The organism is Staphylococcus argenteus (genome assembly GCF_000236925.1).
GTDB classification, from domain to species: domain Bacteria; phylum Bacillota; class Bacilli; order Staphylococcales; family Staphylococcaceae; genus Staphylococcus; species Staphylococcus argenteus.
Map to the genome: position 1 here is coordinate 130,812 of NC_016941.1, position 16,093 is coordinate 146,904.

The 16,093-nt window shown below is 33.6% G+C and carries 13 protein-coding genes and 1 pseudogene; 10 read left to right on the forward strand and 4 right to left on the reverse strand.

The window, feature by feature from the left end; translation table 11 throughout:
• The 3 genes from tet(38) to deoB all read left to right on the forward strand — a co-directional run bounded on the left by tet(38) (position 1) and on the right by deoB (position 3,305).
• A complete protein-coding gene (gene tet(38) / locus SAMSHR1132_RS00585; protein WP_001066714.1) occupies positions 1–1,356 on the forward strand; it encodes a tetracycline efflux MFS transporter Tet(38) in 1,356 nt (451 codons plus the stop codon).
• A gap of 80 nt (positions 1,357–1,436) precedes the next feature.
• A complete protein-coding gene (gene deoC / locus SAMSHR1132_RS00590; RefSeq protein ID WP_000667250.1) occupies positions 1,437–2,099 on the forward strand; it encodes a deoxyribose-phosphate aldolase in 663 nt (220 codons plus the stop codon).
• 27 nt (positions 2,100–2,126) lie between these two features.
• Positions 2,127–3,305, forward strand: a complete 1,179-nt coding sequence (gene deoB / locus SAMSHR1132_RS00595; protein ID WP_000197809.1) for a phosphopentomutase — start codon at positions 2,127–2,129, stop codon at positions 3,303–3,305.
• Between the two features lie 118 nt (positions 3,306–3,423).
• Here the strand turns inward: deoB and phnE (SAMSHR1132_RS00600) are convergent, their stop codons facing one another.
• The 4 genes from phnE (SAMSHR1132_RS00600) to SAMSHR1132_RS00615 all read right to left on the reverse strand — a co-directional run bounded on the left by phnE (SAMSHR1132_RS00600) (position 3,424) and on the right by SAMSHR1132_RS00615 (position 6,982).
• Positions 3,424–4,239 (reverse strand): phosphonate ABC transporter, permease protein PhnE, encoded by an 816-nt coding sequence (phnE, locus tag SAMSHR1132_RS00600; protein WP_000191087.1) that lies wholly within the window; start codon positions 4,237–4,239, stop codon positions 3,424–3,426.
• The gene (phnE, locus tag SAMSHR1132_RS00605; RefSeq protein WP_001127868.1) at positions 4,236–5,036 is read right to left on the reverse strand and encodes a phosphonate ABC transporter, permease protein PhnE; all 801 of its coding nucleotides are present in this window, start codon (positions 5,034–5,036) and stop codon (positions 4,236–4,238) included. The genes phnE (SAMSHR1132_RS00600) and phnE (SAMSHR1132_RS00605) overlap by 4 nt, the downstream gene beginning before the upstream one ends.
• Position 5,037: 1 nt before the next feature.
• Positions 5,038–5,811 carry a phosphonate ABC transporter ATP-binding protein gene (gene phnC / locus SAMSHR1132_RS00610; protein ID WP_000078098.1) on the reverse strand — a complete coding sequence of 258 codons (774 nt, stop codon included), beginning with the start codon at positions 5,809–5,811 and terminating at the stop codon, positions 5,038–5,040.
• Positions 5,812–6,025: 214 nt separating this feature from the next.
• Complete coding sequence (locus SAMSHR1132_RS00615) at positions 6,026–6,982, reverse strand: phosphate/phosphite/phosphonate ABC transporter substrate-binding protein (RefSeq protein WP_000787780.1); 957 nt, start codon at positions 6,980–6,982, stop codon at positions 6,026–6,028.
• Between the two features lie 229 nt (positions 6,983–7,211).
• Here SAMSHR1132_RS00615 and SAMSHR1132_RS00620 point away from each other — a divergent pair, with 229 nt between their 5' ends.
• The 7 genes and pseudogenes from SAMSHR1132_RS00620 (at position 7,212) to SAMSHR1132_RS00645 (ending at position 16,088) form a co-directional block, all read left to right on the forward strand.
• Positions 7,212–8,756: a hypothetical protein gene (locus tag SAMSHR1132_RS00620; RefSeq protein WP_000725616.1), complete on the forward strand. Its 1,545-nt coding sequence runs from the start codon at positions 7,212–7,214 to the stop codon at positions 8,754–8,756.
• A gap of 51 nt (positions 8,757–8,807) precedes the next feature.
• Entirely contained in the window at positions 8,808–10,343 is a 1,536-nt protein-coding gene (locus SAMSHR1132_RS00625; RefSeq protein ID WP_000065024.1) for a bifunctional metallophosphatase/5'-nucleotidase, read from the forward strand.
• 38 nt (positions 10,344–10,381) lie between these two features.
• A pseudogene (locus SAMSHR1132_RS13635) lies at positions 10,382–10,594 on the forward strand (zinc peptidase); the annotation flags it as partial.
• 386 nt (positions 10,595–10,980) lie between these two features.
• Positions 10,981–13,590 carry a bifunctional acetaldehyde-CoA/alcohol dehydrogenase gene (adhE, locus tag SAMSHR1132_RS00630; RefSeq protein ID WP_000955804.1) on the forward strand — a complete coding sequence of 870 codons (2,610 nt, stop codon included), beginning with the start codon at positions 10,981–10,983 and terminating at the stop codon, positions 13,588–13,590.
• A 360-nt stretch (positions 13,591–13,950) separates the two neighbouring features.
• Complete coding sequence (capA, locus tag SAMSHR1132_RS00635) at positions 13,951–14,619, forward strand: capsular polysaccharide type 5/8 biosynthesis protein CapA (RefSeq protein ID WP_000376471.1); 669 nt, start codon at positions 13,951–13,953, stop codon at positions 14,617–14,619.
• 15 nt (positions 14,620–14,634) lie between these two features.
• A complete protein-coding gene (gene cap8B / locus SAMSHR1132_RS00640) occupies positions 14,635–15,321 on the forward strand; it encodes a type 8 capsular polysaccharide synthesis protein Cap8B (protein ID WP_000037323.1) in 687 nt (228 codons plus the stop codon).
• Between the two features lie 2 nt (positions 15,322–15,323).
• Entirely contained in the window at positions 15,324–16,088 is a 765-nt protein-coding gene (locus tag SAMSHR1132_RS00645) for a tyrosine-protein phosphatase (protein ID WP_000565289.1), read from the forward strand.
• Positions 16,089–16,093 lie beyond the last annotated feature (5 nt).

Consider the following 16,093-nt stretch of genomic DNA (forward strand, 5'->3'; position numbering starts at 1 on the left):
ATGAATAATGTTGAATATTCTAAAATAAAGAAAGCAGTACCTATATTATTATTCTTATTTGTATTCAGTTTGGTTATAGACAATTCATTCAAATTGATTTCTGTAGCTATTGCTGATGACTTAAATATCTCTGTAACAACAGTAAGTTGGCAAGCAACTTTAGCAGGTTTAGTTATTGGTATTGGTGCTGTTGTATACGCCTCTTTATCAGATGCGATTAGTATACGTACATTATTCATTTATGGCGTGATATTAATTATTATCGGATCAATTATTGGTTATATTTTCCAACATCAATTCGCATTACTTTTAGTTGGACGTATTATTCAAACTGCAGGTTTAGCAGCTGCGGAGACATTATATGTAATATATGTGGCAAAGTATCTTTCTAAAGAGGACCAGAAGACTTACCTTGGCTTAAGTACGAGTAGTTATTCCTTGTCATTAGTTATCGGAACATTATCAGGTGGATTTATTTCTACGTATTTACACTGGACAAATATGTTTTTAATTGCATTAATCGTAGTATTTACGTTGCCATTCCTATTTAAACTATTGCCAAAAGAAAATAATACAAATAAGGCACATCTTGATTTTGTTGGCTTAATTCTAGTGGCAACTATAGCTACAACAGTCATGCTGTTTATTACGAATTTTAATTGGTTATACATGATTGGTGCTTTAATTGCGATTATCGTTTTTGCACTATATATTAAAAATGCTCAACGTCCATTAGTAAATAAATCATTTTTCCAAAATAAACGTTATGCTTCCTTTTTATTTATTGTGTTTGTTATGTATGCAATTCAACTAGGATATATATTTACATTCCCATTTATCATGGAGCAAATTTATCACCTTCAACTAGATACAACATCACTTTTATTAGTGCCGGGCTATATAGTAGCAGTGGTTGTTGGTGCATTAAGTGGTAAAATTGGTGAATACCTTAATTCAAAACAAGCGATCATTACAGCGATAATTTTAATTGCTTTAAGTTTGATTTTACCTGCATTCGCAGTAGGTAATCACATTTCAATCTTTGTTATTTCTATGATATTCTTTGCAGGTAGCTTTGCTTTAATGTATGCTCCATTACTTAATGAGGCTATTAAAACAATTGACCTTAATATGACAGGTGTAGCTATTGGTTTTTACAATTTAATTATAAATGTGGCGGTATCAGTAGGTATTGCAATTGCAGCAGCTTTAATTGATTTTAAAGCATTAAATTTCCCGGGTAATGATGCATTAAGTTCACATTTTGGTATCATTTTAATCATCTTGGGCTTGATGAGCATTGTCGGATTGGCTTTATTTGTTATCTTAAACCGTTGGACACAATCTGAAAAATAAATAGATATAAATTCGCGAGATATATTCGTATTTATAGTAAAATTAAGTTAATAGACTATATAACACGAGGAGTAATAAGTATGAAATTTGAAAAATATATAGATCACACATTGTTGAAACCTGAATCAACACGCGCGCAAATCGACAAAATTATCGATGAAGCGAAAGCATACAACTTTAAATCTGTATGTGTCAATCCAACGCATGTTAAATATGCAGCGGAGCGTCTAGCTGATTCAGACGTGTTAGTTTGTACTGTGATTGGCTTCCCATTGGGAGCATCGACAACTGCAACGAAAGCATTTGAAACGGAAGATGCGATTCAAAATGGTGCAGATGAAATTGATATGGTTATCAACATTGGCGCATTAAAAGATGAGCGTTATGATGATGTACAACAAGACATTGAAGCTGTAGTTAAAGCCGCAAAAGGTCACACAGTGAAAGTAATTATTGAGACGGTATTGTTGAACCGTGATGAGATTGTAAAAGCGAGTGAGTTAACCAAAGCAGCTGGTGCAGACTTCGTTAAAACATCAACAGGTTTTGCAGGTGGCGGTGCGACAGCAGAAGACGTTAAATTAATGAAAGACACAGTAGGTGCGGATGTAGAAGTAAAAGCATCAGGTGGCGTACGCAATTTAGAAGATTTTAACAAAATGGTTGAAGCGGGAGCAACACGTATTGGTGCGAGCGCAGGCGTTCAAATTATGCAAGGCTTAGAAGCAGATTCAGATTACTAATATATATAAATTTCGGGAGTGATAGTTATGACAAGACCATTTAATCGTGTGCATTTAATCGTAATGGATTCAGTAGGAATTGGTGAAGCGCCAGACGCAGCTGATTTTAAAGATGAAGGTTCACATACTTTAAGACATACTTTAGAAGGTTTCGAACAAACTTTACCAAATCTTGAGAAGTTAGGTCTAGGGAACATTGATGATTTACCGGTAGTAAAATCTGTTGAGCATCCAGAAGCGTACTATACAAAATTAAGCGAGGCTTCAGTTGGTAAAGATACTATGACTGGACATTGGGAAATTATGGGATTAAATATTATGCAACCATTTAAAGTATATCCTAATGGTTTTCCAGAAGAATTAATTCAACAAATTGAAGAAATGACGGGTCGTAAAGTTGTTGCCAATAAACCAGCATCAGGTACACAAATTATTGATGAGTGGGGCGAGCACCAAATGAAAACAGGTGACTTAATTGTTTACACAAGTGCAGACCCAGTATTACAAATTGCTGCACATGAAGACATTATCCCATTAGAAGAGCTATATGATATTTGTGAAAAGGTTCGTGAATTGACAAAAGATCCTAAATATTTAATTGGTCGTATTATTGCGCGTCCATATGTTGGTGAACCAGGAAACTTTACACGTACATCTAACCGACATGACTATGCGTTAAAACCATTTGGTAAAACTGTATTAGATCATTTAAAAGACGGTGGGTATGATGTCATTGCCATTGGTAAAATTAATGACATTTATGATGGTGAAGGTGTAACAGAAGCGGTTCGTACGAAGAGTAACATGGATGGTATGGACCAATTGATGAATATTGTTAAGAAAGATTTCACAGGTATTAGTTTCTTAAACTTAGTAGACTTTGATGCATTATATGGTCATCGTCGTGATAAACCTGGTTATGCACAAGCGATTAAAGATTTCGATGATCGCTTGCCAGAACTGTTTAGCAACTTACAAGAAGATGACTTAGTAATTATTACAGCAGATCATGGTAATGATCCAACAGCACCAGGTACGGATCATACAAGAGAATATATTCCAGTAATTATGTATAGTCCGAAATTTAAAGGTGGTCATGCACTAGAAAGTGATACTACATTTAGTTCAATTGGCGCAACAATAGCAGATAATTTCAACGTAACATTACCAGAGTTCGGTAAAAGTTATTTAAAAGAATTGAAATAGAATCAATTTAGATATAATTAAAACAGCAGTGAAGTTAACTATAACAATAGTTTTCCTCACTGCTGTTTATATTTTGAATAGATAAGTAAGACTGCTTGACTGCTTAAATTATAAAAGGTTAAACAATGCGTTTTCGAATTGAGCCAGAAATTAAATCGACAATTGCCACCATTAGTACTAAACCGATTAATATAATACCTACACGATCCCAAGAACGTGTTTGAATGGCAAATATGAGTGGAGTTCCAATACCACCTGCCCCGATTAACCCCAATATAGACGCTGAACGTAAGTTGAGTTCAAAGCGATAAAGGATGAGTGATAGGAAGGCAGGCATAATTTGGGGTATGACTGCGAATACGAGTGTTTTAATCTTATTCGCACCACTAGCCTTTAACGATTCTACTGCACTGAAATCTAACCCTTCTATGTCTTCAGCTAAGAGTTTTCCAAGCATACCTACTGAATGTATCCCTAAAGCTAACACTCCTGAAAATGAACCTGGGCCAACAGCTTTTATAAATATAAGTGCCATGACAATTTCTGGGAAGACACGTATAATACTTAAAATAAATTTGCTGATACCTGAAATAGGGCGTAACTTTACCATATTATTTGCACCTAAAAATGCTAATGGTATACAGATGATTGCGGCGATAAATGTTCCTACAACAGCTATCGCAAAGGTTTCAAGTAAACCACGCAATAAGTCTTCGCCATCTGGTATATAAATATAGCTGATATCAGGATGGAATAATCCGCTGAATATGGATTTTAAAATTTCTAATGATTTACTTTTAAGTTCTAAACTTGGTACACCTGCAAATGCCCAAATGATAATAGCTAGGATGACAATTGCTATAAACCATCTTTTTATCAATTTTCGTTTGTGTGCTTTTGTATGAACATTATATTTTGCTATTTCTTGTGTCATGCGAGATGTGCCCTCACTTTCGTACTGATGTAATCAATGACGACGACGATAACTAAAGTAAATAAAATAATCGTTGCTGTTTTGGGATATTGGAATAAACCAAGTGTTTGATCATAAAATAATCCGATACCGCCAGCGCCAACTAATCCTAGCACGGCAGAAGCACGTATATTTACTTCAAACGCATATAATACATATGACATAAATGATGATATGGCTTGTGGTACAACACCGAAAACAATCCATTTTACTTTATTGGCACCAACAGCTGTCATTGCTTCCATAGGACCTGGATCTATCGTTTCCAATGATTCATATAATAATTTTCCAATAATACAGATAGTTAAAATAAACAATGCTAATATACCTGGTATTTGGCCTATTCCAAATACAGCCACAAAGATTGCTGCTAATAGCAAATCAGGTATAGTACGAACAATATTTAAAATGAAACGTGATGGTATTGAAATCCACTTTTGATGAACGATATTACTAGCACATAATAATGCAATAGGTATCGAAACAATACTGCCTAATACCGTACTTACGATAGCCATTCTAATTGTATCTAACATTGGGGTTGTGATTTGTTGTAAGTATTCGAAATCAGGCGGAATCATTTGCTTAAATAGGTCACCAATTTGAGGGATCCCTATCATTAAATCTCCAAAGTTAAAGCCTGTATAAATAAAGCTCCAAATGATGAATGCGATGATTAACATAAATGTAAAACTCGTTTTTAACGATACTTTCTTTTTTAAAAGGGAGTCATACTTTGTAGATGTTTCTAAAGGCATGTTAGTTCACTCCTAGCTTTTCATCTTCTTTAATTGAGCGTCCATAAATATTACTGAAGACATCATCTGTTGCTTCAGAAGCAGGACCATCAAAGACAACTTCGCCATCACGTAAACCGATAATACGTGTGCCATATTCTTTCGCTAAATCTACAAAATGTAAATTAATTAATATTGTTATTCCTAATTCTTGATTAATTTTTCTTAAATCGTCCATTACCTGCTTTGTTGTCAATGGATCTAAAGAAGCAACCGGCTCATCAGCAAGAATAATTTCTGATTCCTGACAAAGCGCACGTGCGATTGAAATACGTTGTTGCTGACCACCTGATAACTCGTCAGAACGTTGATTATATTTATCTAAAATATTTACGCGTTCTAATGCATCCATCGCTTTAATTTTGTCTTCTTTAGGAAATAAACCTAATACCATTTTCCACGTAGGATGATAGCCTACACGTCCACTTAACACATTTCGAAGTACACTTGATCGTTTAACTAAATTAAAATGTTGGAAAATCATACCAATATTACGGCGCATAGCTAATAACTCTTTGCCGCGTGCTTTTGTAATAGATTTTCCTTTTATGAAAATTTCACCTGCAGTGATATCGTGCAAACGATTCACAGATCTTAATAATGTAGATTTCCCAGCACCAGATAAACCAACAATAACCGCGAATTCGCCTTTTTCAATACTTAAGTTAATATTCTTCAAGCCTACATGACCGTTAGGGTAGACTTTACTGACGTTTTTAAATTCGATTTGACTCATGTTTGACACCTTTCTTTAATAAAGAAAAGCCAAGGTAAACTGAAGCATGATAGACATTAGTTCTAGTGTACAATTCGTTTCAAATGTACAACTATAACTTTTCGGTGTCTTCGCCAGTTTAGCGCCTAGCTTTTCAATATCAATTTAGAATATAGCTATTGAACGAAAGCTTTTGAATTTTAAATTCGATCTTCGTTGTATTTTGAATTTGTGATTATTTCATATCTTTCACTAATTTTTCATACTCTCTAACAATGTCGAAATTCGAATCTTTCGTATCAGTGTATCCTTCGTGTGAATATACTTCGCTAATAATTTTGTGACCTTCTTTTGATTTAGCAATATCTATAAATGCCTTTTTCAATTTCTTTTGGAAGTCTTTATCCATATCAGGTCTTACAGAAATTGTGTCATTCGGAATAGCTTGTGTTAATTTTAAAATTCTTGTATCTTTAAATACATTTGGTTGATCTTTTTTAACTGTATTACGTGCATCGTTAAATACTGCTGCAGCATCTACATCTCCATTTAATAATGAAATTACTGCTTGGTCATGACCTTTTACGTTTACAATTTTCATGTCTTTTGTTGCATTAATACCTGCTTCATTTTTCAACATCGCTAGTGGGAATGTATACCCGGCAGTTGAAGTAACATCTTGTAATGCGATTTTTTTACCTTTTAAATCTTTTAAGCTTTTAATTTTCGAGTCTTTTTTAACAAGTATTTCTGATTTGTAACTGTCTACAAGTTCTTTACTTGCAGAACCATCTTCTTTTACACCAAAACGTTGTGCTTGTAATAATAAATCAGCTGCTTTTTGATCATGTGCCAATGTGTATGCTGTTGGTGGTAAGAAACCAACATCGACTTTTTTAGATTTCATAGCTTCTACTATTGTGTTGTAGTTAGTAGATACAGATACCTTAACTGGAATACCTAACTCCTTAGATAACAACTTTTCTAATGGCTTCGCTTTAGCTTCTAAAGTCCCGGCATTTTGAGAAGGTACAAATTGAACTGTTAATTCTTTAGGTTTGTATCCTCCTGATTTAGAGTCTGAATCATTACTGCTGTTCTTTTGATTATCCAAAGAACTTGAATTCCCACATGCTGCTGCAAAAACAATGACTGCTAACATTAACACAAATAAATACTTGAAATTTTTCATTTTGATAACTGTCCCCTTCACATTCTTAATCGTGTAATATGTATGCATTAAAATTACACTTATAGCGTATCATATTTAAATGTAAAAAAGTATTTTATAAAAATGAATTTTAATAACTTTCTTTAAGAGTGTGATAAGATTTTGTAAATTTTTAGTTAATTTGCCTGTTTTCAACTTATATTTATCCTATAATTCAAGAGCAAATAAAAATCAAAAGGAGCCTCATAAAATGAAAAAAATATATAAGTCATTAACTGTCTCTGCAATTGTTGCAACGGTATCATTAAGTGCATTATCACAATCTTTAGCTATAACACATGCGTCACAACCTACAAAACAACAGCAAACAGTATTATTTGATCGTTCCCATGGTCAAACAGCTGGTGCTGCAGATTGGGTAAGTGATGGTGCATTTTCAGATTATGCAGATTCAATGCAAAAACAAGGCTATGATGTTAAAGCGATAGATGGTCATTCGAACATAACAGAAGCAAGTTTGAAAAACTCTAAAATATTTGTCATTCCTGAGGCTAACATTCCTTTCAAAGAATCAGAACAGGCTGCAATCGTCAATTACGTTAAGCAAGGCGGTAACGTTGTCTTTATTTCAGATCACTATAATGCGGATAGAAATTTAAATCGTATTGATTCATCTGAAGCAATGAATGGTTATAGACGTGGTGCTTATGAGGATATGTCGAAAGGTATGAATACAGAAGAAAAAAGTTCTACAGCAATGCAAGGTGTGAAAAGCTCAGATTGGCTATCTACTAACTTTGGCGTGCGTTTTCGTTACAATGCGTTAGGTGATTTAAATACGAGTAATATAGTTACTGCAAAAGAAAGTTTTGGTATTACTGAAGGTGTTAAATCAGTATCCATGCATGCAGGTTCCACATTAGCCATCACCAATCCTGAAAAAGCTAAAGGTATTGTGTATACACCAGAAAAACTGCCAGCTAAAAGTAAATGGTCACATGCTGTAGATCAAGGTATTTATAACGGTGGAGGTAAGGAAGAAGGTCCATATGTTGCAATATCAAAAGTAGGTAAAGGTAAAGCAGCTTTCATCGGTGATTCATCACTAGTGGAAGATAGTTCGCCAAAATATGTGAGAGAAGATACTGGGGAAAAGAAGAAAACATATGATGGATTTAAAGAGCAAGACAATAGCAAATTATTAAATAATATAACGACTTGGATGTCTAAAGATAATGATGGGAAATCACTTAAGGCGAGTGGAGTAACATTAGATACTAAGACTAAGTTGCTTGATTTTGAAAAGCCAGCAAACTCAACAGAGCCTGAAAAAGAACCGTGGGCACAACCACCAAGTGGTTATAAATGGTACGATCCAACAACCTTCAAAGCAGGTAGTTATGGCAGTGAAAAAGGAGGGGGACCTCAGCCGAATACACCAGATGATAATACGCCAACAAATCAGAATGGGAAAGTATCATTTGATATTCCACAAGATGTATCTGTAAATGAGCCATTTGAATTAGCGATTCATTTAAAAGGTTTTGAAGCGAACCAAACACTTGAGAATCTTAGAGTTGGCATTTACAAAGAGGGTGGACAACAAATTGGACAATTCTCAAATGGAAATGGTGCATTCAGCCCTCCAGGATACAGTACGTTGTCAACAGTTAAAACTGATGAAAATGGAGATGCTACGATCAAAATTAATGCAAAAGTACTTGAAAATACTGAAGGGTCAAAGATTCGTTTGAAACTCGGTGACAAAACCTTGATTACAACAGACTTCAAATAAATATATAATAGATTTAAGAAAGTATGTTTTTGATTTAAGGAGTGGTTGAGGATGTCAAACATAGCATTTTATGTCGTGAGTGATGTGCATGGTTATATTTTTCCAACAGATTTTACGAGTAGAAATCAATATCAGCCTATGGGACTGTTACTAGCGAATCATGTTATTGAACAAGACAGAAGGCAGTATGACCAGAGTTTTAAAATAGATAATGGTGATTTCTTGCAAGGGTCACCATTTTGTAATTACTTAATCGCGCATAGCGGCAATAGTCAGCCTTTAGTTGATTTTTATAATCGAATGGCATTCGACTTTGGTACGCTAGGTAATCATGAGTTTAATTATGGATTGCCATACTTAAAAGACACTATAAGTAAACTTAACCATCCAATATTGTGTGCAAATATTTATGAAAATGATAGTACATTGACGGATAATGGTGTGCAGTATTTTCATGCGGGTAATCAAACAGTTGGTGTAATAGGATTGACGACACAATTTATCCCGCATTGGGAACAGCCAGAGCATATTCAGACACTTACATTTCATAGTGCTTTAGAAACACTTCAACAACACTTACCTGAAATGAAGCGGCGTGCTGATATTGTAGTAGTTTGTTATCATGGGGGCTTTGAAAAAGATTTAGAAAGTGGTAATTCAACCGAAGTATTGACGGGTGAAAATGAAGGCTATGCCATGTTAGAAGCATTTTCACAAGACATTGATATCTTTATTACTGGCCACCAACATCGACAAATTGCTGGGATGTATAAGGATACGGCCGTGATTCAACCTGGTACGAGAGGTACAACTGTAGGGAAAGTTGTCTTAAATACTGATGAATATGAAAATGTATCCGTTGAATCATGTGAATTACTGCCTGTTATAGATGATTCTACATTTTCTATTGATGAAGATGACCAATATTTACGTAAGCAGTTAGAGGACTGGTTAGATTACGAAATTACTACATTGCCATATGATATGACGATTGATCATGCATTTAGGGCACGTGTAGCACCGCATCCATTTACTAATTTTATGAATTACGCTTTACTAGAAAAAAGTGGTGCAGATGTTGCCTGCACAGCTTTGTTTGATTCTGCTAGTGGTTTCAAGCAGGTCGTGACGATGAGAGATGTTATTAACAATTATCCATTTCCAAATACATTTAAAGTTTTAGCTGTAAGTGGTGCCAAACTTAAAGAAGCCATTGAACGATCAGCAGAATATTTTGACGTGCAAGATGGAGAAATAAGTGTGAGCGCAGACTTCCTTGAACCTAAACCACAACACTTTAATTATGATATATATGGTGGCGTAAGTTATACCATTCATGTTGGAAAACCGAACGGAGAACGCGTGAGTGACATGAAGATAAAAGGTCATCCAGTTGATTTAAAGCAGACATATACAATTTGTGTGAATAATTATCGTGCAGTTGGCGGTGGTCAGTATGATATGTATATCGACGCGCCAGTTATAAAAGATATTCAAGTTGAAGGCGCACAACTACTTATTGATTTTTTATCAAATCATAATTTGATGCGCATCCCACAAGTTGTTGATTTTAAAGTTGAAAAGTGACGAAAAAGATATATGTTTAAAGCGAGAAAGTATTATTTTTAGACGACGTGATTGAAATGTCACGCCCTGTCAAAATGAATAGTTTGTTAAAGTTGTATTTTGATAAAAATATACTGACACCACAAAAATTATTGAATTATTTGAAAGTCGATGAAATATTTCTGAATCATCTAGCAGGTATTAATTTAAAACTCTTTAAGGATTATGTTAATGAAAATAGAGAATATAATATAACGAATCTATATAAATAAGACACAAATATGTAAAGCTCGAGCTGAAAAGATCATCATTTCAGTTCGAGGTTTTTTATGTGTAACATCTGTTGATAGGTATCTATAAAGTCTTGTAAATGTTGTGTTTTACGCGACATAACGGGCTTTTTAGACTGTTGAAGAATATTCAGAATTAAATATATAATTATGAATAAATTATGTCATTGGAAAAATTATGTTTTCAAAATCATTCTTAAAACATTGAAATAACAGTGATTTCAAGAAAACATTTATTTTAAAATTTGATATTTGTTCAAATAATATTCGAAATTTAATTTTTTTGTATAGAATTCTCTTTATATCCGCGAAAACATATACTATAATGTTTGTGAAATAATTCACAAACTAAAAAGGAGTGGTTGTATATGTTAACTATACCTGAAAAAGAAAATCGTGGATCGAAAGAACAAGAAGTGGCTATTATGATTGATGCCCTAGCTGATAAAGGGAGAAAAGCTCTAGAAGCATTATCTAAAAAGTCACAAGAAGAGATTGATCATATTGTTCATCAAATGAGCTTAGCGGCTGTTGATCAACATATGGTGCTAGCAAAATTAGCACATGAAGAAACTGGAAGAGGTATATACGAAGATAAAGCAATTAAAAATCTATATGCTTCTGAATATATTTGGAATTCAATTAAAGATAATAAAACAGTAGGAATTATTGGTGAAGATAAAGAAAAAGGACTGACATATGTAGCGGAACCAATTGGTGTCATTTGTGGTGTAACACCTACAACGAATCCTACATCTACAACAATCTTTAAAGCAATGATTGCAATCAAAACAGGTAATCCAATTATTTTTGCATTCCATCCAAGCGCGCAAGAATCATCGAAACGTGCAGCTGAAGTTATGTTAGAGGCTGCAATCAAAGCAGGTGCACCGAATGATATCATTCAATGGATTGATGTGCCATCTATCGAAGCGACAAAACAATTAATGAATCATAAGGGGATTGCGTTAGTGTTGGCAACAGGTGGCTCTGGCATGGTTAAATCTGCATATTCAACTGGAAAACCAGCGTTAGGTGTAGGACCAGGTAACGTACCTTCTTATATTGAAAAAACAGCACATATTAAACGTGCAGTAAACGATATTATTGGTTCAAAAACATTTGATAATGGTATGATTTGTGCTTCTGAACAAGTTGTAGTGATTGATAAAGAAATTTATAAAGACGTTACAAATGAATTTAAGGCCCATCAAGCGTACTTTGCTAAAAAAGACGAATTACAACGTTTAGAAAATGCAATTATGAATGAATATAAAACAGGTATTAAGCCTGATATTGTAGGTAAATCTGCAGTCGAAATTGCTGAACTAGCTGGTATTACTGTCCCCGAAAATACAAAACTTATCATAGCTGAAATTAGCGGTGTAGGTTCAGACTATCCGTTATCTCGTGAAAAATTATCCCCAGTATTAGCTTTAGTAAAAGCTCAATCTACAAAACAAGCATTTCAAATTTGTGAAGACACATTGCACTTTGGTGGATTAGGTCATACGGCCGTTATCCACACAGAAGATGAAACATTACAAAAAGACTTTGGTCTTAGAATGAAAGCGTGTCGTGTACTTGTAAATACACCATCAGCAGTTGGAGGTATTGGTGATATGTATAACGAATTGATTCCATCTTTAACATTAGGTTGTGGTTCTCACGGTAGAAACTCTATTTCACACAATGTAAGCGCAACGGATTTATTAAATATTAAAACGATTGCTAAACGTCGTAATAATACACAAATATTCAAGGTTCCTTCCCAAATTTATTTTGAAGAAAATGCAATTATGAGCCTTACAGCGATGGAAAATATTGAAAAAGTTATGATTGTCTGTGATCCTGGTATGGTCGAATTGGGATATACGAAAACTGTTGAAAAAGTATTGAATCAACGACCTGATCAGCCGCATATTAAAGTGTTTAGTGATGTTGAGCCAAACCCATCAACGAATACTGTCTATAAAGGCTTAGAAATGATGATAGATTTTCAACCAGATACAATTATTGCACTTGGTGGTGGCTCTGCAATGGATGCTGCCAAAGCAATGTGGATGTTCTTTGAGCACCCAGAAACTTCATTCTTTGGTGCAAAACAAAAATTCTTAGACATAGGTAAACGTACTTATAAAATTGGCATGCCTGAAAATGCAACATTTATTTGTATACCAACGACATCGGGTACAGGTTCTGAAGTGACTCCATTTGCTGTTATTACTGATAGTGAAACGAATGTAAAATATCCATTGGCAGATTTTGCATTAACACCTGATGTAGCAATTATCGATCCTCAGTTTGTTATGAGTGTTCCGAAAAGCGTCACAGCAGATACTGGTATGGATGTTTTAACACATGCGATGGAGTCATATGTGTCAGTCATGGCATCGGATTATACTAGAGGATTAAGTTTACAAGCGATTAAGCTAACGTTCGAATATTTAAAATCATCTGTTGAACAAGGTGATAAAGTTTCAAGAGAGAAAATGCATAATGCTTCAACATTAGCTGGAATGGCATTTGCCAATGCTTTCTTAGGTATCGCGCACTCAATTGCACATAAAGTTGGTGGCGAATATGGTATACCACATGGTAGAACAAATGCGATATTACTTCCACATATTATTCGTTATAATGCTAAAGATCCACAAAAACATGCGTTATTCCCTAAATATGAATTCTTTAGAGCGGACACAGATTATGCAGATATCGCGAAATTCTTAGGATTAAAAGGAAATACGACAGAAGCACTCGTAGAATCATTGGCCAAAGCTGTTTACGAATTAGGTCAATCGGTTGGCATTGAAATGAACTTGAAAGCACAAGGTGTTTCTGAAGAAAAATTAAATAGCACTATTGATAGAATGGCAGAGCTAGCATTTGAAGATCAATGTACAACTGCAAACCCAAAAGAGGCGCTCATTAGTGAAATTAAAGGTATCATTCAAACAGCATATGATTATGAAGAATAGTTTTTCAAGATTGTGCCACGAATGATAGAGCTTAAACCTCTGAAATTAAAAGTTTAATCATATATCAAATGAAATGATAAGTCGGTAATCATAATTGGTTATCGGCTTTTTATTTTTTATCATCAAAATATCTATCAAAATAATCATAAAAAAATAAAAAGTTCAAATAAATAATTTCTTAAGATTGAGATTATTTTCACAAAGTCTTACACTTTTAGAGTATAATTATTTTTAAAGGCATATAAATGTGAAAGAAGAAATATTTACCTTTAAAAGTAATTTATTGTTTAAATACATTGTAATATGTAAATACTATATATATAATACCAACAATATTGAAAAATTTAAGGGAGGTAAATAATGGATAGTGCATTAGAATTAACAAAAATTAAAGAAGTGTTACAAAAAAACTTAAAGATATTAATTATCTTGCCACTATTATTTTTAATTATTAGCGCGATTGTTACGTTTTTTGTCTTATCACCTAAATATCAAGCTAATACACAAATTTTAGTGAATCAAACTAAAGGTGACAATCCTCAGTTTATGGCACAAGAAGTACAAAGTAATATCCAGCTTGTAAATACGTATAAAGAAATTGTTAAAAGTCCGAGAATTTTAGATGAGGTGTCGAAAGACTTAAATCATAAATACTCACCTTCTAAATTATCGAGTATGTTAACAATTACAAACCAAGAAAATACACAACTTATCAACATCCAAGTTAAAAGTGGTCATAAACAGGATTCTGAAAAAATTGCGAATAGTTTCGCTAAAGTAACAAGTAAACAAATTCCAAAGATTATGAGTGTAGATAACGTATCAATTTTATCTAAAGCAGATGGTACAGCAGTTAAAGTCGCACCAAAAACGGTAGTGAATTTAATTGGTGCATTCTTCTTAGGATTAGTTATCGCATTGATATATGTATTCTTCAAAGTTATTTTCGATAAGCGAATTAAGGATGAAGAAGACGTAGAGAAAGAATTGGGATTACCAGTATTAGGTTCAATTCAAAAATTTAATTAAGGATGGTTGCTACTTATGTCAAAAAAGGAAAATACGACAACGACACTATTTGTATATGAAAAACCGAAATCTACAATTAGTGAAAAATTTCGGGGTATACGCTCAAACATCATGTTTTCAAAAGCAAATGGTGAAGTAAAGCGTTTGTTAGTTACTTCTGAAAAGCCTGGTGCGGGTAAAAGTACAGTTGTATCGAACGTCGCGATTACGTATGCTCAAGCAGGCTATAAGACTTTAGTAATTGACGGTGATATGCGTAAGCCAACACAAAACTATATTTTTAATGAACAAAATAATAATGGATTATCAAATTTAATTATTGGTAGAACTACGATGTCAGAAGCAATTACATCAACAGAAATTGACAATTTAGATTTACTCACAGCAGGTCCTGTACCTCCTAATCCATCAGAACTAATAGCTTCTGAAAGATTTAAAGAATTAGTTGATCTTTTCAATGAACGTTATGACATTATTATCGTTGATACACCACCAGTTAATACTGTGACGGATGCACAACTATATGCACGTGCCATTAAAGATAGCTTGTTAGTTATTGATAGTGAAAAAAATGATAAAAATGAAGTTAAAAAAGCAAAAGCGCTTATGGAGAAAGCAGGCAGTAACATTTTAGGTGTCATTTTAAACAAGACCAAGGTCGATAAATCGTCTAGTTATTATCACTATTACGGAGATGAATAAATATGATTGATATTCATAATCATATATTGCCTGACATCGATGACGGACCTAAAAATGAAACTGATATGCTCGAGCTTTTAAAGCAAGCAACAACACAAGGTATTACAGAAATAATCGTAACACCACATCACTTACACCCACGATATAATACTCCAATAGAAAAAGTGAAATCATGTTTAAACCATATTCAAAACTTAGCTGAAGTTCAAAAGCTGAACTTAAAGTTTTATTATGGTCAGGAAATAAGAATTACTGATCAAATACTTAAAGATATTGATCATAAAGATATTACTGGTATTAATGATTCACGCTATTTACTCATAGAATTCCCATCAAATGAAGTTCCACATTATACTGATCAATTATTTTTCGAGTTACAAAGTAAAGGATTTATACCTATCATTGCACACCCAGAGCGTAATAAGGCAATCACCCAAAATCTTGATATTCTTTACGATTTAATTAATAAAGGGGCATTAAGTCAAATTACAACATCATCTCTTGCGGGGATATCTGGTAAAAAAATTAGAAAATTAGCAATACAAATGATTGAAAATAATCTGACCCATTTTATAGGATCAGATGCGCATAACAGAAAAATAAGACCATTCTTAATGAATGATTTATTCAAAGATAAAAAATTACGTCAATATCAAGATGATATGAACGAATTTATAAGTAATGCGAAGTTAGTTGTTAATAATAAAAAAATTCCTAAACGAATGCCACAACAAGACTATAAACAGAAAAGATGGTTTGGGTTATAAACAGC